Raw genomic sequence first — 21,161 nt, 5'->3', positions numbered from 1 at the left:
CAAGTCTGCGGGATGCGTTACCCCTTCAACCAATCCTCCAACCGTATCTCACCCAGCCACGTCTCACCGATGGGCACCAGCGAATGGTCATCGACCGTCGCTCCGAAGTAACCAACGGAATCATCCGTCACCACTACCCGCGGGTCTTTCTTCGCGGCGAGCACCCGGCGCACCAGCGCATCAATCCCCGCCTTCTCCGGCCCGGCAACATCCACCGTCGCATGCAACGGAATGCCCAACGTAGCCTTCGCTACCGCAGCAGCTACATCATCCGCAGCCATCGGCTGCATCTTTACGGAAGAGACCGTCACGAATCCATCCTTCGTCGAAAAGTCCGCAATGCTTCCCAGGAACTCAAAGAACTGCGTCGCCCGCACAATGGTGTAGGGAATGCCGCTGGCCTTCACGGCCTCTTCCTGCGCAACCTTCCCGGGCATGTAGCCACTGCCGGCCTGCCTCTCCGCTCCTACAACGGACAACACAACATGATGCTTCACTCCTGCCGCCTTCTCCGCCGGAATCAGGTTGGCCGCGCTCTTCGTGAAGAAGTCCATCACCACGGCCGGGTCGAACGATGTGGGATTGGTCAGCTCCACCACAACCTCCGCGCCGCGCAACACATCCGCGAGCCCCTCACCGGTATAGGCATTCACGCCTGAGCTGGGCGATGCGGCGACTGCCGTGTGTCCAGCCTGCTCCAGAAGCTTTACCAGCTTCTTTCCGATTAATCCCGTTCCGCCAATGACTACGATCTTCATGATCTTTCACCTCTCTGCCAGTCATGACCGGCGAGGGTTCAGATCTGTGACAGCGCGGCGATATTTTTCAGCTTGGCGGGATTCATGACCCACAGCATGCGATGGACGCCTTCGTCGGTGGCTTCCATGTGGATGATGGCGAACGGCTCCGTACCCTGCACCAGAACGAGGGCGGGTTCGCCGTTCAGTTCCATGCGGGTTGTGCGCATCTCCGGACCGAAGCGCTGGCCGAAGAAGGCAACAACCTGCGCCACGCGCTCGCGGCCGAGGACAGGTACGCGCGCTGCTGTGACCACACCGCCGCCATCGGCCAGGGAGACGATATCCGCTGTAAACAGCTTTTCGAGTGCGGCGGTATCGCCCGTCTGTGCCGCTGCCAGAAACAGGTCGAGCAGCCGCTCCTGCTGCTGGCGTGAGACGGTGGCACGGCGTTCCGTGGCCAGATGTTTCTTTGCGCGCGTCACCATCTGGCGGCAGTTAGCTTCTGTAGTCTCCAGCAGTGCGGCAATCTGGTGGTAATCGTAGTCAAAGGCCTCACGCAGCACATAGGCGGCGCGTTCGGCGGCGGGCAGTTTCTCCAGCAGCAGAAGAACGGCCATCTCCAGCGCCTCGCCGCGTTCCGCGCCAAGGTAAGGATCGGCGCTGGTATCGACCGGTTCCGGCAACCATGGGCCAATGTAGGTCTCCCGCTGCACGCGGGCGCTTTGCAGGGCGTTGATGGCCAGCCGTGTGACCGTCGTGGTCAAAAATGCCACCGGCTCGCGGATCTCCTCGTGATTGGTTCCTTGCCAGCGCAGCCATGCGTCCTGCACCACATCTTCAGCCTCGGCGGCGGAACCGAGCATGCGGTAGGCAATACCGAACAGCCGGGGCCGTGCCGCTTCAAATGCGTCCAGGCTTTCTGTGGAGACAGTCTGCATTGACTGGCATTGTATAAACTCGAAGTTTCACGGAGAACCTTCGCCCATGAAGCAAGCGCTCGCCCTCTCTCTCCTCGCCGGAACCCTGGTCGCGCAGACCTCTGCGCCAAAACCGTTGCCGCCTGCTGTGGAGGCTGCCGAAAAGGCCGTCTCCGCTGATTCGATCCGCGCCTTCGACCAGTACCTGTCGGACGACCTGCTGGAGGGCCGCTATCCCGGCCAGCGCGGCGGCGAGTTGGCCGCAAAGTTTATCGCCACGCAGTTTGCCAGCTACGGCCTGCGGCCCGGCGGCGACAACGGCACGTATTTCCAGCAGGTGGACTTCACCAGTGTGAAGTCGGACGCCGCGAAGACCAGCTTTACGCTGGTTCCGAAGTCGGGAGCGGCGCTGCCGCTGAAGTTTGCCGAGGACTACGTCGTCTTCAACTCGAAGCTTGAGCCGGAAGCCACCGTCAACGCTCCCATTGTCTGGGTTGGATATGGCGTTACCGCTCCCGAGTACAAGTGGGATGACTATGCGGGCGTCGACGTGAAGGGCAAGGTCATTCTCTGCATCGTCAACGACCCGCCATCGGACGACCCAAAATTCTTCGGCGGCAAGGGGATGACCTACTACGGCCGCTGGACCTACAAGTTTGAGCAGGCCGCCAAGATGGGCGCCGTCGGCGCACTGATCATCCACCGTACCGATCTGGCCAGCTACGGCTGGGACGTCGTCAAGAACTCGAACACCGCAGAGAAGACCTTCCTCTCGCAGGACAAGGACCCCAAGCTCTCGGCGGCTTCATGGATACAGCTCGACATTGCGAAGAAGCTTTTTGACGCCAGCGACACCACGCTGGACAAGGAGTTTGCCGCCGCTGCCAAGCCCGGCTTCAAGGGCCGTGAGCTTCCGGTCTCGCTCAAGGCAACAGTGGTCAGCTCCGTGCGCCACTTCCAGTCGCCGAATGTCATCGGCATTCTTCCCGGCGTTCTGCGTTCCGCACGTGACCAGGCGGTCGTCTACTCCGGCCACTACGATCATCTTGGCGTAAAGGCAGATGCGAAGCCCGGCGAAGACGCCATCTTCAACGGAGCCGCCGACAATGGCACGGGCACAGCCATGCTGCTGGAGATGGCCCGCGCCATCACGTCCTCGAAGGTGATGCCCCCGCACTCCATGGTCTTTGCTGCGGTCACGGCGGAGGAGCAGGGCCTGCTCGGCTCGCTCTACCTGGCGCAGCATCCGCCCATCCCCCTGGGCCAGATCAACCTGAACCTGAACTTCGACGAGATTCTGCCCATCGGCATCGGCAACGAACTGCACGCGGGCGGCATCCAGCGCACCAGCTTCTATCCAACGATGGAGGCGGTGGCAAAGAAGTTCGGCTACACCATTCCTGCGCCTCGTCCGGACACCAGCGGCGGCTACTACCGCTCTGACCATTTCTCGTTCGCGCATGCGGGCATTCCGGCCTTCTCCATCGGCCAGGGCGGAACCTTCAAGGGTCACGATGCCGCGTGGGGCCGCAAGCAGGGTGAGCTGTTCAACACGAACGACTACCACAACGTAAGCGACAACTTCCGCCCTGAGTGGGACTTCAGCGGCTTGGCGAACCTGTGCCGTCTGGGGATTGAAGCTGGCTTTCTGTCGGTGGCCGAACCGCCGATTACATGGAACGCAGGCGATGAGTTTGAGGCCGCTCGGAAAGAGACGCAAAAGTAGCTCATAATACAAAAGGCCCGGAGATTTCTCCGGGCCTTTCTTGTTTTAAGCGAATGCTTCTTACGCGAACTGCTCCAAAAACCGCATATCGCCGGAGTAGAACTGGCCGATGTCGCCTACCCCGTAGAGCATCATGGCAATACGCTCCACGCCCATGCCAAACGCGAAGCCGGAGAGCTTCTTCGGGTCGTAGTCGACGAAGCCGAAGACGGCAGGATCGACCATGCCGCAGCCCAGCAGCTCAATCCAGCCGGAGTACTTGCACTTGCGGCAGCCCTTCTGGCCGCAGAACGGGCAGCTGATCTGCACGTCGGCGCTGGGCTCCGTGAAGGGGAAGAACGAAGGGAAGAAGCGCGTCTTCACGTCAGAGCCGAACAACGACTTCATGGCATGGTCCAGCGTGCCCTTCAGGTCGCTGAAGGTGATGTTGGTGTCCACGCAAAGACCCTCCACCTGGTGGAAGACCGGCGAGTGGGTGGCGTCCGACTCGTCATTGCGATGCACCTTGCCGGGGATGACGATACGCAGCGGCGGCGGCTGCTTCTCCATGGTGCGGATCTGCACCGGGGAGGTGTGCGTACGCATCAACAGCCGTTCGCGCAGGGGCTTGCCATCCTGGTTGGCAAGCACCAGGGTGTCCTGGGTGTCGCGAGCCGGGTGGTTCGGCGGGAAGTTCAGGCTCTCAAAGTTGTAGAAGTCGGTCTCGACCTCCGGGCCGGTGCCGACGGAGTAGCCCATCGCCTTGAAGACGCCGACGACCTGCTGCATGGTCTTCACCAGCGGGTGCTCCACGCCGACGCGAGGCGAGGTGCCGGGCAGCGAGATGTCCAGCGCAGCGGCCTGCTTGCCGCCACCGGCGACCGAGCCACTTTCGAGCGCGGACTCAATCTCCTGCTTCAGTTGGTTGAAGCGCATGCCCAGGGCCTTTTTGGCCTCAACAGGCGCGGTCTTCAGCCATGCGTCGCTCACCAGCTTCAGCCGGCCCTGCTTGCGGCCCAGCCACTCCAGGCGGAAGTTCTCGACGGCCTCGGGTGAGGCAAGAGAGGCAGCGCCTTGGCGCACCTCGTCCAGCAGGCCGGTAAAGGCCTGCTCCAGTGCGGCTTCGCTGTAATCGTTCAGTTGCGGAATCAGTTCACTCATACGCCGTGTATCAGGATAAATGCCCGGACCGCGCGCGTTAGAAACGAATGATGGCTGAAGCGATGACCAGCAGCATCACCAGGCCGATCACCAGGCTGTTTTTGTCTTCCAGGGCGTAGACCACCGGATCCTCGTCCAGTTCGCCGCGGGAGGCCACCATCCACAGCCGGCTCACCCACAGGATGATGATCGGGATCAGCAGCCAGAGCCGGGTAATGTGGGGGTACAGGTTCTGCGCAGCCAGCGAGTTCAGATAAAGCGCCAGGACCACCACGGCAGCATAGCCGCTGGCCGCTCCAAAGGTCCGCAGCTGTTCCAGGTCGCCAACGCGGTAGCCGCGTCCTGCCGCGGTCTCTTTTTCGCGGGCGCGCAGGTTCTCCAGTTCCGCAAAGCGCTTGGCGAAGGCCAGCGACAGGAAGAAGAAGATGCTGAAGGCGGCCAGCCATGTGGTGACCGGGACGCCCGTTGCGACCGACCCCACGATGATGCGCAGGGTATAGAGCATGGAGAGCACAATCGCGTCGACCAGGACCATCTTCTTGAGCCGGAAGCTGTAGCTCAGGGTCATGATGGTGTAAATCCCCAGCCAGAGCAGGAACTTATGCGGGCTGGGAAGCGAGGAGTGGCCGGGGACGGCGGTGAAGATGTAGGGCAGCGCGAGGCCCAGGAGCACGGAGAGGGCAAAGAAGGTGGCAACGATGGCCAGGCCGGCGCCAACGCTCAGATCGGCTGCTGCAAAGGGGCGGAAGCGCTTGCGGGGGTGCCGGCGGTCGACTTCCAGGTCCAGCAGATCGTTAATGATGTAGGTCGCGGAGGCGCACAGGCCAAAGCTCAGGAAGGCGACGGCTGCACCGGCGAGGGTGTTCCAGCGGATCTGGTGGGCCAGCAGCAGGGGAAGGAAAATGAGGACGTTTTTGGCCCATTGATGGATGCGGATGGCCTTAAAAAAGGCCTTTATGGGGGGCTTTTTGTCCTCAAAAACACGCGTCGGAACAGTTCCCGCGCGCTTCATGGCGACCTTCAGCTTGCCATGGGGATTGGCGACCATCGGAGTCTGGCAGACGGCCAGCAGCTTTGCATCCGGCAGGGCGTTGCCGATATAGCAAAACCCGCCAGGGAACATCTGTTCGAAAGCGGCCAGTTTATTTTTCCCTGCCAGATTGATCTTTCCTTCGCTGGCCAGAACCCCGTCAAAGATGCCCAAGTGGTCGGCCACGCGGTCGGCCAGGGCCTTCTCGGCGGCGGTGGCCAGGTAGATTTTGCGGCCGCGGGCCTTCTCCTCGCGCAGGAACTGTAGAAGGGCATGGTTGTAGGGCAGGTGCGCGGCATCCAGCATTACCACGGAGGTGACGTGGCGCTTAAAGGCGGCCTTGCCCTGGCGCAACCATCCGAAAGCTTTCAGAATGCTGACCGGGGACTGGCGCATCATGACCATCAAAGCGTCGTGCAAGGTATCGCTTTTAACCAGGGTTCCATCGAGGTCGACGCAGAGTGGTACGTCCACTCTCTGGTCTGAAGCGTCAAGTGTTTGCAGTTCGACTGGCAAGATCACCGCCTTAGGGTTTGGCCCGATTATAAATTCGTCTCTATTTTGAGAAACCTTCTAGGGGGGTCGTCCGTATTTTCAAGTACGCTTGCTCTAGCTTTCCGGGACAACTTTGCACCGCCTGTCCGGGGAGATTACCACCCAAACGTTTCAAGATATCTACAAATCAAATCTGGAATTGATTTCGAAGTCATGACGACCGTACAGAAGCCCGAACACGAATCCACCCAGGCCCTGCCTTCGCCTGCTCACCACGACGCGCTGCCTTCTCCTGAGGAGCCGAAGAAGGGCGGCGCTCTTCGCAAGATCATCATCTTCCTGGTGATTGCAGGGTTTGTGAGCTTCTGCGTCTGGAAGATTGTGGATAACCGGAAGAATGCGGCCGCGCAGGGCGCGGGTCCGGGTGGCGCGGGCGGACGTGGCGCGGGCGGATTTGGCGGACCCGTGGCTGTGGCTGCCGCCGCTGTTCAGCAGCGCACCATGCCGATCTATTACACGGCGCTTGGAACGGTGACCGCTTACAACACGGTGACGATCCGTTCCCGCGTGGACGGCCAGCTGCTGCGCGTCAATGTAACGGAAGGACAGCAGGTAAAGCAGGGACAACTGCTGCTGCAGATTGATCCGGCTCCGTACGAGGCCGCGCTTGCCGTGGCAGAGGGCAACCTGGCCCGTGACCAGGCGACTGCGATCAATGCCCGTCAGCAGGGCACCCGGTATGACCAGCTGTATGCCGCCGGTGTTGTAAGCCGCGAGCAGGCACAGACGCAGGATGCGGCGGCAGGTCAGGCTGACGGCACGGTGAAGGCCGACCAGGCCCAGATCCAGACCGCGAAGGTGAACCTGAGCTATACCCGTATTGTTTCGCCGATCAATGGCGTGGTGGGTCTGCGCCAGGTGGACCCAGGCAATATTGTTTCCGCAGCGTCGACGACCGGCCTGCTGGTGATCACGCAGATGCATCCGATCGCGGTGATCTTCACCCTTCCTGAAGACCAGCTGCCCGAGGTGCTGAAGCGCACGCGTGCCGGTCAGAAGCTGAAGGTGGAGGCGTACGACCGCTCCAACACGAACCTGCTGGCGACCGGATCGCTGCTGACCGCCGACAACCAGATTGATACGACGACCGGCACGGCCAAGCTGAAGGCCGTTTTTGACAACAATGACAACACCTTGTTCCCGAACCAGTTTGTGAATGTCCGCCTGGTGCTGGAAAACCGTCCTAACGCGATTGTGGTGACCACCGCCGCGGTGCAGAACGGAACCCAGGGACCGTTTGTGTATGTCGTGAAGGAAGGCAATCCTCCGGCCGGCGCCGAAGGCGAGGGTGGCGGCGGTGCGCGCGGCACGGGTGCCGCACAGCCTGCCGGGCAGGGTGCTGCCGCGGGTCAAGCTGCTGGTGCAGGCCGCCGTGGAGGACAGGGCGGTGGCGCGGGTGTACAGCAGGGGCCGCCGCGTTATGTGGAAATGCGCCCGATCAAGATTGAAATGACCGAGGGCACGCTGGACATTATCTCTGACGGTCTGAAGCCGGGCGAGATGGTGGTTACCGACGGCGCCGAGCGTCTGCGGAATAACTCGCGTGTGACCATGCGTCAGGCCAACCCGGTGACGGGTACCGCGATTCTGGGCAACGGGCAGGGTGGTGGCCGACGTGGCCAGGGAGCAACTCCTGGATCGCCGACCGCTCCCGATACCACGATGGGTGAGCCTCCGAAGTCTCGTTCGGGTGAAGAGAGCGGACGCGGTCAGCGTCCGCAAGGGGGGCGGTAGCCATGAGCCCGTCAAGGCCGTTTATCCTCCGGCCGGTGGCCACCTCGCTGTTGATGGTGGCCATTCTTCTTGCCGGAGCGGTTGCCTACCTGCAGTTGCCGGTCTCGGCGCTGCCGCAGGTTGACTATCCCACCATCCAGGTACTGACCTTCTACCCGGGTGCGAGCCCGGATGTGATGACGCAGTCTGTGACCGGACCTCTGGAACGCCAGTTCGGCCAGATTCCCGGTCTTACGCAGATGACCTCCATCTCTTCCGGTGGCGGGTCGGTCATTACGCTGCAGTTCAACCTGAACGAGTCCATCGATATTGCGCAGCAGGATGTGCAGGCCGCGATCAACGCCGCCAACTCCTACCTGCCGAAAGATCTGCCGAACCCGCCGATCTACTCCAAGGTGAACCCGGCGGACGCTCCGATTCTGACGCTGGCGCTGAGTTCCACGTCGTTGCCGCTGTCAAAGGTCGAAGACCTTGCCGACACGGTGATGGCGCAGAAGATCTCGCAGCTTTCCGGAGTAGGCCTGGTCAGCATCAACGGTGGCCAGAAGCCGGCTGTCCGCATCCAGGCCAACCCGACGGCGCTGGCCAGCTATGGCATGTCGCTTGAGGACATCCGCACCTCCCTGGCGTCGGCCAACGTCGACCAGGCCAAGGGTGGTATCTCCGGCGCGCGCCAGGCGTTTACCATCGGCGCCAACGATCAGTTGCTGAGCGCGATTGACTACAACAACGTCATTGTCGCCTACCGTAACGGTTCGCCGATCCGCCTGTCGGATGTCGCCAACGCGGTGGACTCGGCTGAGAACCTGTACCAGGCTGCATGGTGGAACGAGGACCCTGCGGTCATCGTTAACATTCAGCGTCAGCCGGGCGCCAACATCATTTCGGTGGTGGATTCAGTGAAGGCGTTGCTGCCGCGCCTGCGTGAGACGCTGCCGAACACGGTCCGCATTGAGGTGCTGACCGACCGTACCAATACCATCCGCGCTTCGGTGAAGGACGTTCAGTTCGAACTGCTCCTGACCATCGGCCTGGTGGTGCTGGTCATCTTCCTGTTCCTGCGCTCGTGGCGCGCGACCCTTATTCCTTCAGTGGCTGTGCCGCTGTCGATTGTCGGCACCTTTGGCGTGATGTACCTGTTGGGCTACTCGCTCAACAACCTGTCGCTGATGGCGCTGACCATCTCCACCGGTTTCGTGGTGGACGATGCCATCGTCATGGTCGAGAACATTGACCGTTACCTGGAAATGGGCGACTCGCCGCTGGATGCCGCGCTGAAGGGCTCCGAGCAGATCGGCTTTACGATTCTGTCGTTGACGATCTCGCTGATCGCCGTGCTGATTCCGCTGCTGTTCATGGGCGATATCGTCGGCCGCCTGTTCCGCGAGTTCGCGGTAACGCTGGCTGTCACAATTCTTGTTTCGGCGGTGATCTCGCTAACGCTGACGCCGATGATGGCCGCCAAGCTGCTGAAGCATGTGCCGGAGTCGGAAAAGGGTCTCTTCTACAAGAAGAGTGAAGACTTCTTCAACTACGTGATCGCGAAATACGCCGTGGGAGTGCGCTGGGTGCTGCGCAACCAGGTGCTGACGCTGCTGGTGACGCTGGGCACCTTTGTGGCCACGGTGATGCTGTACATCTATGTGCCGAAGGGCTTCTTTCCCGTGCAGGACACGGGTGTGATCCTGGGCATTACGCAGGGGCCTGAGGATACGAGCTTCAACGCGATGGCCGCGCGGCAGAAGGCGCTGGCTTCTGTCGTGCTGAAGAATCCGAATGTTGAGAACCTGTCGTCGTTCATTGGCATTGACGGCACCAACATGACGGTGAACTCCGGCCGTATTCAGATCACGCTGAAGGATCGCGAGGAACGCACGAAGACCGCCAGCGAAATCATCCAGGAACTGGAACCGGAGCTGGCCAAGGTTGAGGGAATCAAGATCTACCTTCAGCCTTCGCAGGACCTAACCGTGGAAGATCGTGTGACGGCGCTGCAGTATCAGCTCTCCGTGGAAGATGCGGATTCGGCAGAACTGCAGACGTGGGTGGGCAGGATCATGGACCGGATGCGGACGCTGCCGGAGGTGACGGCGGTGACCAGCGACCAGCAGACCAATGGTCTGGGAGCGCACCTGGTGATCGATCGTGATACTGCATCGCGTCTGGGCATTACACCGCAGAACATTGATGACACGCTGGACGATGCCTTTGGGCAGCGCCAGATCTCGACGATCTACACGCAGATCAACCAGTACCACGTGGTGCTGGAAGTATCGCCAAGGTTCCAACGGAATCCTTCTTCGCTGGACCATATTTTTGTGAAGAGTTCGAACGGGACCCAGGTGCCGCTGTCGACCTTCACGCACTTTGAGCAGATACGGACGCCGCTGTCGATCAACCATCAGAGCCAGTTCCCGTCGGCAACCATCTCTTTCAACGTCGCTCAAGGCAAGAGCATTGGCGACGCGGTGGACTCGATTGAAAAGTCGATGAAGGAGATGAACATCCCGCTCAGCGTCAACACGGAGTTCCAGGGAACGGCGCGCAGCTTCAAGGCGTCGCTGTCCAATGAGCCGATCCTGATTCTGGCCGCGCTGGTCGTCGTGTACATCGTGCTGGGTGTTCTGTACGAGAGCTACATTCACCCCATCACGATTCTCTCCACGCTGCCTTCGGCCGGTGTGGGCGCCATTTTGGCGCTGATTATCGTGAAGGATTCGCTGAACGTGATTGCGTTGATCGGCATTATCCTGCTGATCGGTATTGTGAAGAAGAACGCGATCATGATGATCGACTTTGCCCTGGAGGCCGAGCGGGAGCACGGCAAGAGTCCGGAGGAGTCAATCTATCAGGCGTGCCTGCTGCGCTTCCGTCCCATCATGATGACGACGATGGCCGCGCTGCTGGGCGGTGTACCGCTGGCCCTGGGCAGCGGCACGGGTTCGGAGCTGCGCCGTCCGCTGGGTATCACGATTATCGGCGGCCTGATCGTTTCGCAGGTACTCACGCTTTACACCACGCCGGTGGTTTATCTCTTCTTTGATCGTATTGGCCGCAGGTACTTCAAGACGGACGAAGCTGACCGCAAGATGCGTGAGCACGAACACGCGGTATCGGCGGACTAAGAAGGTTTGAGGGGTGACTTCGCCGGCCTGCACGGGTGGGCGAAGTCCAAAACGGATTCAGAAACAGGCATCTACGTATTTCGCCTATGCATATCTCAGAACCATTCATTAAGCGGCCGGTGGCCACCTTCCTGCTCTCGATTGCAGTTCTGCTGGCAGGTGCGATTGCGTATATCTTCCTGCCGGTTGCTCCGCTGCCGCAGGTAGAGTTCCCCACGATCTCGGTCAACGCGAGCATTCCGGGTTCTGATCCGGAGACGACGGCATCGGCTGTGACGACTCCGCTGGAGCGGCAGTTTTCGCGCATTGCCGGCATCACGCAGATGACCTCGGTCTCCGGTACGGGCAGCTCCAGCATCATTCTTCAGTTTGACCTGTCGCGCGATATCAATGGAGCGGCTCGCGATGTACAGGCGGCTATCAATGCTGCGCGCGCGCAGCTGCCGGCCAACCTGCCGCAGAATCCCAGCTTCCGCAAGATCAATCCTTCGGATGCGCCGATCCTGATGCTGGCGCTGACCTCAAACACCATGACCACGGCGCAGCTTTATGATGCTGCAGACTCGATCCTGACCCAGAAGATTGCGCAGGTGGAAGGTGTTGGTCAGGTGTTCGTCGGTGGCTCGGCCAAGCCTGCCGTTCGGATTGAAGCCAATCCCAGGCAGCTCACGGCCTATGGCATCGGCCTGGAAGCTCTGCGCACGGCGATCAGCCAGATCAACGTGCTGCAACCAACCGGATATCTGCAGGACGACGAGCACAAGTGGTCGGTATCGACCTCTGATCAGCTCTATGGCGCTGCCGCGTATGCTCCGCTGATCATTGCAACGGACCGTGGCAATGTATCCAGCGCCGTGGCTTCCACGGGACTGCCCGCTTCGGTAGCTTCCGCCGTCAGCACGGCAACCACGACCAATACGATGACAAGCACTGCCAGCGGCCCCGCGAACAATGCGAACCGTACAGCTGTCGCTGCATCGAACCAGTCCACCAGCGCCGCGTCCAACGCGCACGGAACGGTTCGTATCCGCGACGTCGCCACGGTGTATGACGGAGTGGAGAACATTCAGACCGGCGGCTTTATCGATGGCAAGGCAGCCATCCTGATCCAGGTCTTCAAGTCGCCCGGCGCGAATGTGATTGAGACCGTGGACCGTGTGCTGGCCACGTTGCCCACGCTGCGCGCCACCATCTCGCCGGCGATCAACCTGCAGGTCGCACTGGACCGTACGGGAACGATTCGCGCCTCGGTGAAGGACATTACGAACACGCTGGTGCTGACCATCGGACTGGTCGTCCTGGTGGTCTTCTTCTTCCTGCGTGAGGTGCGTTCCACGCTGATCCCATCCGTGTCCGTCCCGCTGTCGCTGATGGGAACCTTTGGCGTGATGTACCTGCTGGGGTATTCGCTGGATAACCTGTCGCTGATGGCACTGACCATCTCGACCGGTTTTGTGGTGGACGATGCCATCGTTGTCATTGAGAACATCTCGCGCCACCTGGAAGACGGGATGCAGCCGTTTGAGGCGGCGATGGTGGGGTCGGAAGAGATTGGCTTCACGGTGCTCTCGATGAGCATCTCGCTGATCGCCGTCTTTATCCCCATCCTGATGATGGGCGGCATTGTGGGCCGCCTGTTCCGCGAGTTCGCGGTGACGCTGTCGGTGGCCATTCTGGTGTCTCTGGTGGTGTCGTTGACGACGACCCCGATGCTTGCGGCAAAGTTCCTGAAGCCGCACAACGAACAGAAGCATGGCCGCTTCTACATGTGGGGCGAGAAGTTCTTCAACTGGCTGCTGAAGGAGTACGACCGCGGTTTGCGCTGGGTGATCAGGCACTGGGTGCTGACCTTCCTGATCACGGTAGGAACGTTCATCCTGAATATCTATCTGTTCACGCTGGTGCCGAAGGGCTTCTTCCCGCAGCAGGACACGGGGCGCATCGGCGGCCAGATCCGCGGGCAGCAGGATACTTCGTTTGAGGCCATGCGGCAGAAGATGGTCGTTCTGTCGAACATTGTGCAGCGTGATCCGGCGGTCGAGCATGTGATGTCGTTTGTTGGCGGCGGTGGCCCCGGCGGTGGCGCTACCAATACCGCGAACCTGTTCATGGCGCTGAAACCATGGGACGAGCGCCAGAAGAACGGCGATACGGCAGACGCCATCATCAACCGTCTTCGCCCACGTCTGCAGGGAGTACCGGGAGCGCAGCTCTTCCTGCAGGCTCAGCAGGAGTTGAATATCGGTGGCCGGCAGTCCGCGGCGCAATACCAGTACACGGTGACGGCTGATACCGTTGCGGACCTGAGAGAGTGGGGACCGAAGCTGCAGACGGCCATGTCGCGTCTGCCGGAGCTGCGCGACATTAATACCGACCAGCAGGACAACGGTCTGCGCTATCAGCTGGTTATTGATCGCGATACGGCATCCCGTTTGGGTGTAACGCCGCTGACCATTGACTCCACCTTGTCGGATGCCTTCGGACAGCGCCAGGTTTCGACCACCTATCGCACGCTGAACCAGTACCACGTGGTGATGGAGGTTGCGCCTGAGTTCCAGACGGACGTGGATTCGCTGGGGCACATCTTTGTGAAGAGCTCCAATGGCGGACAGATTCCGCTGTCGGCCTTCTCGCACTTTGAGATGACGCGTGTGCCACTGCAGGTGAATCACCAGTCACAGCGGCCTGCCTCCACGATCTCGTTCAACCTTGGACCGGGGGTTTCTCTCTCGGATGCGACCGCCGCGATTGAGCGCGCGAAGAACCAGATCGGTCTGCCGGGTACGGTTGTGGGCGGCTTCCAGGGATCGGCGCAGGCCTTCCAGGCATCGCTTTCGTCAGAGCCGTATCTCATCCTGCTGGCCATGATCACGGTCTACATCGTGCTGGGTATGCTGTATGAGAGTTTCATTCATCCGCTGACGATTCTCTCCACGCTGCCCTCGGCCGGTGTCGGCGCGCTGCTGGCGCTGTTGATTACGAACATGGACCTTTCGGTCATTGCGATGATCGGCATGGTGCTGCTGATCGGCATCGTGAAGAAGAACGCCATCATGATGATCGACTTTGCCATTGTTGCCGAGCGTGAGCATGGCAAGGATTCAGAAGGCGCGATCTATGAGGCATGTCTTCTGCGCTTCCGTCCCATCATGATGACGACGATGGCCGCGCTGCTGGGCGGTGTGCCGCTGGCCCTTGGCTCGGGTGCGGGCTCTGAGCTGCGCAAGCCGCTGGGTGTCACGATTGTTGGCGGCCTGCTGGTATCGCAGTGCCTTACGCTGTTCACGACTCCGGCCGTGTACCTGTTCTTTGACAAGGTGCAGAAGCGACTGGCGAAGTTTTTCCCGAAGAAGGCTGTTGCCCATGGGCATGAACCGCATCCTGCTCCGGGAGACTGAAAACAGTTGTGAGTTATGAAAGGAAAGGCCGGGATTGATATCCCGGCCTTTGTGCGTGAAGAAACTCACAACTCAGATCTCACAACTACTTCACGACTGGCATTTCAATGAAGCTGGCCTTGCCGGGTTCGTGCCAGATGCGCTGCTCGGCTTTCTTGTAGTCGCCGGGCTTTGCGTTGAAGATGTTGGGTACGAAGGTCTGTGGGTTGCGGTCGTAGAGCGGGAACAGGGAGGACTGTACCTGCACCATGATGCGGTGGCCGGCCTCAAAGGTGTGGTTGACCTGCGGCAGATCGAACTTCACCAGTTCCGGTTCGTTGGGTTTGAAGGCCTCAGGCTTTTCGAAGCTCTTGCGATACCGTGCGCGGAAGATGTCGAGCGAGATGGGCAGCTCGTATCCTTTCCATTCGCTCGGAGCGGTCTCCGGGTAGACATCAATGACCTTTACGGCGAAGTCGGCGTCGGTGCCGGAGGTGGAGGCCACCAGGTTGACGACCGGCGTTCCGCTCACGCGCATGGGTTCCTTCAGTGGCTCGGTGACGAAGGTCAGCACATCGGGGCGACCGTCGACGAAGCGCTGATCGGTGACCAGCCAGGTGCGCCAGTGATCGCCGGTAACGGGGCGGGGCAGATAGGGCACCGGGTTGGCGGGGTCAGCGGTGTAGGCCGTGTACTGGCTGCCATTTTTTGGGGCGTCCCAACTCAGCGTGTTGCCGGCATTCAGGTACAGCGGCTTCGACTTGCCTTCGCAGCCGGAGTCGCAACTCAGCGGCCATTTGTCGAAGCGGTCCCAGTGGTTGCCACTGGTGTTGTAGATCAGCACGGGCGGCGTTGCCGCCTTAGGAGCGGCTTCCACCAGGTACTGGGTGAAGAAGGGCATCATGATCTCGCGGCGGAAGTACTGCGTGGTGTCGCCATCCCAGACCAGCGGGCCGAGGGCGCGGCCTTCGCGGTTGACCTGGGAGTGGAACCAGGGACCCATGACAAGGTAGTTCAGCGTGTTGGTCTTGTCCTTGGGTTCCGCGGCGCGGTAGCTGTGGATCGCGCCCCACATATCTTCCTGGTCCCACAGGCCCTGCAGCCACATGGTGGGCACAGTCAGGGGCTTGTCGCCGGGCAGCTTGTCCAGTGCCTGCGCCTGCCAGAAAGCGTCATAGGCAGGATGCGACTCGACCGTCTTCCAGTAGGGCAGCTTTTCCTCGCCCAGGTAACGGGCCATGTCCCCAGCGGAGCCGCGCTCCAGGTAAGCGGTGTAGTCATCGGCTGCGCCGTGGTTCGCGCGCTTGCCGCCGCCGCGGGCGGAGGTCTGCGACAGGAAGTAATCGAGATTGTTCTCGCGGAAGGCGCCGTAGTGGAACCAGTCATCGCCCATCCATCCGTCGGTCATTGGGCTTTCGGGCAGGGCGACCTTCAGCGCCGGATGCGGATTCAGCAGGGCCATCTGGACGGTGTAGCCCTCATAGCTGGAGCCGAGCATGCCGACGCGGCCATTGGACTCGGGAACATTCTTTACCAGCCAGTCGATCGTGTCGTAAGCGTCGGTGATGTCGTCCGCGCCAGTGGCATTGAAGGGGCCGACGGGCGGCGGAGTCATCAGGTACGGGCCTTCGGAGCCATACTTGCCGCGGACGTCCTGGTAGATGCGAATCCAGCCAGCATTGACGAAGACCTCGTCCGGAAGGCCGAGTTCGTCGATCATATGCGGGGAGTCTTCCTTTTTCGTTGCTGCACCACCAGGGCTGGCTGCCGTGGCGTTGCCGGTAGCGTTCGGCGTGCGGATTGCCGCAGCGCGCGCGGCGGCATTGTAGGGCGTGCGCGTCAGGATCATGGGCACGTTTCTGGCGCCCTTGGGAATGACGATGACGGTATAGAGCTTTGTGCCGTCACGCATGGGCACCATCTCCACGCGCTTGATGTAGTCCCACTCGGGTTTGGTGGTGGTTCCGGCCGGCTGGTTGGGGGGCGGGGCACCCGGAATGTCGTTGTGAATCTCAGTGGTTTGCGCAAAAGCGCATCCAGCGGCAAACAGTACGGCTGCAGCCAGACCGGTCAGCTTCATCGGCGGAGTTCTCCTGTGTGGAAACAGGATATGTCAGAGAAAGAGCCGGATGCCCGCAATTCCTTTTGCGCCGGCCTGGAGGCAGGCGGCGGTGTTTTCTGGAGTGACGCCGCCGAGGGCGAGGACGGGAGTTTCTCCCGCTGCGAGGCAGGCTTCGTGCAGCAGGTCGAGGCCGGTTCCTGCGGCGATATGCTCGCCCGTTACCGATTTCTCAAAGACGGGTCCGAAGAGGACGAGGTCTGCGCCTGTGGCGCGAGAGATGTCTTCAAGGGTGTGGCAGGAGACGCTGACGATGGCGTGAGGTAGGACCTTGCGCACCTGAAACGGGGTCAGTTCTCCTGGATGGGAGGTCAGGTGGACGCCGTCGGCTGCGACAGCCGTTGCGACATCCAGCCGGCTATTGATGAGCAGTTTGGTACGGCTGCCGACAAGGACGGAATGGAGTTGCCGGGCGAGCGAAACCTGTTCGGCCGCCTCTAAGTCCTTTTCTCTCAACTGCAAATAGTCCACGCCGGTTTCTGCACAGCGGTGAGCCAAGGCAACCAGGGCTTCGCGAGAGGCTTTCTCGTGCTGTGAAACTATCTTTCGATGGGTGATGGCATACAGTGTCATGCAGGTGCCAGTCTAACCCCTGTGTTAGCTTAGGGTTTGGCAACGTAGTGCAGCGAAACCCGTCCACGTGCAACCAAACGATTACCCGGGGATCATTCTAAAAAGCGCATGAGCAGTGTTTACGATCTGATCGTTATCGGTTCCGGCCCAGCCGGTCAGCGCGCCGCAATTCACGGCGCGAAGATTGGCAAGAAGGTCGCATTGGTAGAGAACCGCGAGGTCGTTGGTGGAGCCTGTATCAATACCGGCACCATCCCCTCCAAGACCATGCGTGAGGCTGTGCTGCACCTTTCCGGCTACAACTATCGCTCTATCTACGGCATGAACTACCGTGTGAAAGAGCGCATCACGATGGCCGACCTGGCCTTCCGTGTGCAGCACGTTATCAAGACCGAGATTGATGTCACCACGGCGCAGCTTTCCCGCAATAACGTGGAAGTGCTGACCGGTACGGCGAGTTTTGAGGATCCGACCCACATCCGTGTGACCAACTCCCGCGGGTCGACGGTGTATGAAGCGGGCGCGACGCTGATTGCGACCGGAACGAAGCCGGCCAGCTCGCCCAAGGTGCCCATCAACGGCACCACCATCATCAACTCTGACCAGGTGCTGGATCTGAAGACCCTGCCGAAGACCATGATCATTGTGGGCGGCGGCGTTATCGGTGTGGAATACACCTGCATGTTTGCCGCTCTTGGCGTGCGCTGCACGCTGATTGAGCGCCGTCCGCGCCTGCTGGAGTTTGCCGACCAGGAGATTGTGGAATCGCTGAGCTACCACCTGCGCGACTCGCGCGTGACCATGCGCCTGAACGAAGAGGTGGAGTCGGTGGAGTCCATGGAAGACGGCACCGTGGTGGCCAACCTCGAGTCGAAGAAGAAGGTAACCGGTGACACGCTGCTGTACGCTGTGGGCCGCCAGGGCAATGTGGATGAGCTGAACCTCGCCTCCATCGGCGTGGAGTCTGACAACCGTGGCCGTATCCCGGTGGACAAGGACTTCCGCACCAAGTGCCCGAATGTTTTCGCCGCGGGTGACGTGATCGGCTTCCCGTCGCTGGCTTCGGTCAGCATGGAACAGGGCCGCGTGGCCAGCGCCCGCGCCTTTGGCGATGAGACAATCCTGTCCAACCCCAGCTACTACCCCTATGGCATCTACACCATTCCAGAGATCAGCTTTATCGGCAAGACCGAGGAGCAGTTGACGGAAGAGGATGTGCCGTACGAGGTGGGAGTGGCCTACTACCGTGAGATTGCGCGCGGCCAGATTCGCGGCGATACGACCGGCCGTCTGAAGCTGATCTTCCACCGCGAAAACCACTCTCTGCTGGGTGTCCACATCATCGGCGAAGGCGCTTCGGAGCTGTTGCATATTGGCCAGGCGGTGATGGCGCTGGGCGGTACGATCGAGTACTTTGTCGACACGGTGTTCAACTACCCGACGCTGGCCGAGTGCTACAAGGTAGCGGCCTTCAACGGTCTGAACCGTGTGAGCAAGTTCGACTAGTCTGAAAATTCAGAAAAAGGCCCGCCCACTGAGCTCTGTGGTCGGGCCTTTTCTTTGCCTGAGAATCCACCTTTGTGTTGCGAAGGTAGGGCACCCGGTGGGTGATTACTCTTTGATGATTTTGACGAATGCGCCTTCAGGCAGAGTTACGCCGCCCAGGACATGGACGACGCCGTCGCGCACGAAGCCGCGCAGCATGGGGTTTCCGTTGGGATTGGGCGGGGCTACGGACTTGACCGGGTAGGGAATCGCCTTCAGCGGCGCAGGAGCGGGAGCGCCGGGCTTGTTTTCGCGCTTCATGCCGCGGTCCATGGCTTCGTTCGCCAACTGGTCGGCGATCTTGTTCTTTGCGCGCAGGGCGTGGGTGATCTCAAAGCCTTTCAGATGGCGGATGCGGCGTTTCGCCTCTTCCCACAGGGGCTTCAGGTCGGGGGAGTTGACCTTGTACTTGCCCTGGATCTGCTTGACCATCAGCTCCGAGTCAGACGTTACCTTCAGGTGCGTGATCTCGTGCTTGATGGCGTATTCCAGCACGGCCAGCAGGCCGGAGTACTCGGCATAGTTGTTGGTGCGGAAGCCGAGGAACTCGCTCAGCTCCGCAAGGATGGTGCCGTCCGGCGCATAGAGCACGGCTCCGAAGCCCGAGGGGCCCGGATTGCCGCGTGCACCGCCATCACAGAAGGCCGTGACCCAGCCGGTTTCTTTTGTGGATTGTTCTGCAAAGAGGCCTGTTGATTCGCGCATGAAAGAGTGTTTGTACCTCAGGGGCTAAAGCCCGTTCGCTTGTAAGCGTGCATGCGGCATGGCTAAAGCCATGCCCTGACGGTTTGCGAGCAATTACTTCGCCAGCTCCGCCTTGATCATCTCGGAGACGCGCTTGTTGTCCGCGTGCAGGCCGCTGGCTGCAAGACGCTGCTGAACGATCTTCATGGCTGCGCCCATGTCCCTGGGGGTGGGTTTGGTGCCGCTCTCGGCCAGCGTGGCGATTGCGCCCTGCACCACAGAGAGGATCTCCTCGTCGGAGGACTGCTTGGGCAGGTAGGCCTCCAGGATAGTGATCTCCTCCAGCTCCTTCTTCGCCAGTTCTTCGCGGCCACCCTTGGTGAACTGTTCGGCGGAGTCCTTGCGCTGCTTGATCAGCGTCGTCAGGATCTGCTGCTCCTCGGCCTCGGTCAGGGGCTGGCGCTTGTCGATCTCCTTGCTCTTCATTGCGGACTTGGCCATGCGCAGGGTGGTGAGGCGCAGCTCCTCTTTCGCCTTCATGGCCGTGATGATGTCTTTTCCGATCTGCTCTCCAATGGGCATCGTCGTTTCCTTTCAGTCGAACTCTAGTGTAAGTCTCCAGGCCGATGCCGGGGAAACGCCGCCCCTCGTACAATGGAGGCATCATGATCCGTAAAACCCGCCTCTTCACGCCCGGTCCGACCCCTCTGCTTCCGGCAGCGCAATTCGCCATGGCAGCTGCGGATATTCATCACCGCACGCCTGAGTTCCGCGCCCTGTTTACCAAGGTGCTTTCGCAGTTGAAGGATTTCGTCGGCACCTCCAACGACGTCATCATCCTGTCTTCGTCCGGCTCCGGCGCCATGGAGGCTTCGGTCTCCAACCTGACCTCGCCGGGAGACCGTGTTCTGGTACTGACCGCCGGTAAGTTCGGCGAGCGCTGGACAGGTATTGCCAAGGCCTTTGGCCTGCAGGCTGAGGTGATCAGCCGCCCTTACGGCAGCACCTTCTCGCTGGATGAGGTGAAGGCCGCGCTGACGCCGGAGATCAAGGCTGTGTTCGTGCAGGCCACCGAGTCTTCGACCGGCGTGCGCCACGACATCAAGGGCATTGCCGAGGTGCTGAAGGCTGCTGGCTCCGACGCTCTGCTGATCGTCGATGCGATCACCGGTCTGGGCACCACGCATCTTGATATGGATGCCTGGGGCGTGGATGTGCTGATTGGCGGTTCGCAGAAGGCCGTGATGATGCCTCCGGGACTTGCCTACCTGGCCGTGAGCGAGAAGGCATGGGCGCGTATGGAGACCAGCAAGAGTCCACGCTATTACTTTGACCTCCGCAAGGAGCGCAAGAACGCCGCCAAGGGCGAGTCCGCTTACACCCCGCCGGTATCTCTGATTGCCGCGCTGGGTGCTTCGCTGGACTACATTGCCGGACAGGGCGGTGGCGATCTGAAGGCCGGCCGTGCTGCGCTGGTGGACAACGCCGAGACCTGTGCCGCGATGACTCGCGCTGCAGCGACGGCGATGGGACTGAAGCTGTTTGCTCCGGTGGGCTATGAAGCTGCCGCCGCGACGGCGATCCTGCCGCCTGAGGGCGTCGATTCCGGCGTGATCGTGAAGGGTCTGAAGTCGAAGTTCGCGGCCATTGTCACCGACGGCCAGGGCGAGATGAAGGGATCGTTGTTTCGCATCGCGCACATCGGCTTCTTCGACTACCTGGACACCATCGCCATCATCGGCGCCCTGGAGCAGGTGGCGATCGCCAACAACATCCTGCCGGGTCTGGAGTTCGGCAAGGGGTTGATTGCCGCGCAGAAGGTATTTGCCGAGCACGTGAAGTAGCAGCTTTTCGTCAGGGCACGGCTTCAGCCATGCTGCGAAAAGGCAGAAGAAA

At 60.8% G+C, this 21,161-nt stretch carries 14 protein-coding genes; 6 read left to right on the top strand and 8 right to left on the bottom strand.

The annotated features are described in order from the left end of the window. Positions 1-17 precede the first annotated feature (17 nt). A complete protein-coding gene (locus tag OHL13_RS13215; protein ID WP_263410594.1) occupies positions 18-758 on the bottom strand; it encodes an SDR family oxidoreductase in 741 nt (246 codons plus the stop codon). A 38-nt stretch (positions 759-796) separates the two neighbouring features. Continuing rightward, complete coding sequence (locus OHL13_RS13210) at positions 797-1,678, bottom strand: RNA polymerase sigma-70 factor (RefSeq protein ID WP_263410593.1); 882 nt, start codon at positions 1,676-1,678, stop codon at positions 797-799. A gap of 46 nt (positions 1,679-1,724) precedes the next feature. On the opposite strand from OHL13_RS13210, the gene OHL13_RS13205 reads away from it, so the two are divergent. Next, a complete protein-coding gene (locus OHL13_RS13205; protein WP_263410592.1) occupies positions 1,725-3,383 on the top strand; it encodes a M28 family peptidase in 1,659 nt (552 codons plus the stop codon). 60 nt (positions 3,384-3,443) lie between these two features. On the opposite strand, the gene pheS is transcribed toward OHL13_RS13205, so the two are convergent. Together pheS and OHL13_RS13195 are read right to left on the bottom strand one after the other, a co-directional pair. Then, the gene (pheS, locus tag OHL13_RS13200; RefSeq protein ID WP_263410591.1) at positions 3,444-4,523 is read right to left on the bottom strand and encodes a phenylalanine--tRNA ligase subunit alpha; all 1,080 of its coding nucleotides are present in this window, start codon (positions 4,521-4,523) and stop codon (positions 3,444-3,446) included. Positions 4,524-4,560: 37 nt separating this feature from the next. After that, positions 4,561-6,075 carry a UbiA family prenyltransferase gene (locus OHL13_RS13195; RefSeq protein ID WP_263410590.1) on the bottom strand — a complete coding sequence of 505 codons (1,515 nt, stop codon included), beginning with the start codon at positions 6,073-6,075 and terminating at the stop codon, positions 4,561-4,563. Between the two features lie 186 nt (positions 6,076-6,261). Here OHL13_RS13195 and OHL13_RS13190 point away from each other — a divergent pair, with 186 nt between their 5' ends. From OHL13_RS13190 to OHL13_RS13180, 3 genes are all read left to right on the top strand, one after another. Beyond that, the gene (locus tag OHL13_RS13190) at positions 6,262-7,842 is read left to right on the top strand and encodes an efflux RND transporter periplasmic adaptor subunit (RefSeq protein ID WP_263410589.1); all 1,581 of its coding nucleotides are present in this window, start codon (positions 6,262-6,264) and stop codon (positions 7,840-7,842) included. 2 nt (positions 7,843-7,844) lie between these two features. Continuing rightward, positions 7,845-10,967, top strand: a complete 3,123-nt coding sequence (locus OHL13_RS13185) for a multidrug efflux RND transporter permease subunit (protein ID WP_263410588.1) — start codon at positions 7,845-7,847, stop codon at positions 10,965-10,967. A gap of 86 nt (positions 10,968-11,053) precedes the next feature. Then, the gene (locus OHL13_RS13180; RefSeq protein ID WP_263410587.1) at positions 11,054-14,365 is read left to right on the top strand and encodes an efflux RND transporter permease subunit; all 3,312 of its coding nucleotides are present in this window, start codon (positions 11,054-11,056) and stop codon (positions 14,363-14,365) included. 85 nt (positions 14,366-14,450) lie between these two features. On the opposite strand, the gene OHL13_RS13175 is transcribed toward OHL13_RS13180, so the two are convergent. After that, positions 14,451-16,424: a CocE/NonD family hydrolase gene (locus tag OHL13_RS13175; protein WP_263410586.1), complete on the bottom strand. Its 1,974-nt coding sequence runs from the start codon at positions 16,422-16,424 to the stop codon at positions 14,451-14,453. 33 nt (positions 16,425-16,457) lie between these two features. Next, entirely contained in the window at positions 16,458-17,036 is a 579-nt protein-coding gene (locus OHL13_RS13170) for a thiamine phosphate synthase (protein ID WP_263410585.1), read from the bottom strand. A 108-nt stretch (positions 17,037-17,144) separates the two neighbouring features. Between OHL13_RS13170 and sthA the strand changes: the two genes are divergently transcribed. Further along, the gene (gene sthA, locus OHL13_RS13165) at positions 17,145-18,542 is read left to right on the top strand and encodes a Si-specific NAD(P)(+) transhydrogenase (RefSeq protein WP_263410584.1); all 1,398 of its coding nucleotides are present in this window, start codon (positions 17,145-17,147) and stop codon (positions 18,540-18,542) included. A 105-nt stretch (positions 18,543-18,647) separates the two neighbouring features. On the opposite strand, the gene OHL13_RS13160 is transcribed toward sthA, so the two are convergent. After that, positions 18,648-19,286: a ribonuclease HI family protein gene (locus OHL13_RS13160; protein ID WP_263410583.1), complete on the bottom strand. Its 639-nt coding sequence runs from the start codon at positions 19,284-19,286 to the stop codon at positions 18,648-18,650. 93 nt (positions 19,287-19,379) lie between these two features. Then, complete coding sequence (locus OHL13_RS13155) at positions 19,380-19,847, bottom strand: GatB/YqeY domain-containing protein (protein ID WP_263410582.1); 468 nt, start codon at positions 19,845-19,847, stop codon at positions 19,380-19,382. An 83-nt stretch (positions 19,848-19,930) separates the two neighbouring features. Between OHL13_RS13155 and OHL13_RS13150 the strand changes: the two genes are divergently transcribed. Next, a complete protein-coding gene (locus OHL13_RS13150) occupies positions 19,931-21,109 on the top strand; it encodes a pyridoxal-phosphate-dependent aminotransferase family protein (protein WP_263410581.1) in 1,179 nt (392 codons plus the stop codon). The last annotated feature ends 52 nt before the right edge of the window (positions 21,110-21,161 follow it).

Source organism: Terriglobus tenax (genome assembly GCF_025685395.1).
Lineage (GTDB): Bacteria > Acidobacteriota > Terriglobia > Terriglobales > Acidobacteriaceae > Terriglobus > Terriglobus tenax.
The sequence above is the reverse complement of the archived record's forward strand: the minus strand, read 5'-3'. Positions and strand labels throughout refer to the sequence as shown.

What these genes read in the sequence shown, in the direction of transcription:
- OHL13_RS13190 (WP_263410589.1), top strand. Translation starts at nt 6,262, where the DNA reads ATGACGACCGTACAGAAGCCCGAACACGAATCCACCCAGGCCCTGCCT.
- OHL13_RS13180 (WP_263410587.1), top strand. Translation starts at nt 11,054, where the DNA reads ATGCATATCTCAGAACCATTCATTAAGCGGCCGGTGGCCACCTTCCTG.
- OHL13_RS13170 (WP_263410585.1), bottom strand. Translation starts at nt 17,036, where the DNA reads ATGACACTGTATGCCATCACCCATCGAAAGATAGTTTCACAGCACGAG.
- pheS (WP_263410591.1), bottom strand. Translation starts at nt 4,523, where the DNA reads ATGAGTGAACTGATTCCGCAACTGAACGATTACAGCGAAGCCGCACTG.
- OHL13_RS13150 (WP_263410581.1), top strand. Translation starts at nt 19,931, where the DNA reads ATGATCCGTAAAACCCGCCTCTTCACGCCCGGTCCGACCCCTCTGCTT.
- OHL13_RS13185 (WP_263410588.1), top strand. Translation starts at nt 7,845, where the DNA reads ATGAGCCCGTCAAGGCCGTTTATCCTCCGGCCGGTGGCCACCTCGCTG.
- OHL13_RS13210 (WP_263410593.1), bottom strand. Translation starts at nt 1,678, where the DNA reads ATGCAGACTGTCTCCACAGAAAGCCTGGACGCATTTGAAGCGGCACGG.
- sthA (WP_263410584.1), top strand. Translation starts at nt 17,145, where the DNA reads ATGAGCAGTGTTTACGATCTGATCGTTATCGGTTCCGGCCCAGCCGGT.
- OHL13_RS13175 (WP_263410586.1), bottom strand. Translation starts at nt 16,424, where the DNA reads ATGAAGCTGACCGGTCTGGCTGCAGCCGTACTGTTTGCCGCTGGATGC.
- OHL13_RS13160 (WP_263410583.1), bottom strand. Translation starts at nt 19,286, where the DNA reads ATGCGCGAATCAACAGGCCTCTTTGCAGAACAATCCACAAAAGAAACC.
- OHL13_RS13215 (WP_263410594.1), bottom strand. Translation starts at nt 758, where the DNA reads ATGAAGATCGTAGTCATTGGCGGAACGGGATTAATCGGAAAGAAGCTG.
- OHL13_RS13205 (WP_263410592.1), top strand. Translation starts at nt 1,725, where the DNA reads ATGAAGCAAGCGCTCGCCCTCTCTCTCCTCGCCGGAACCCTGGTCGCG.
- OHL13_RS13155 (WP_263410582.1), bottom strand. Translation starts at nt 19,847, where the DNA reads ATGCCCATTGGAGAGCAGATCGGAAAAGACATCATCACGGCCATGAAG.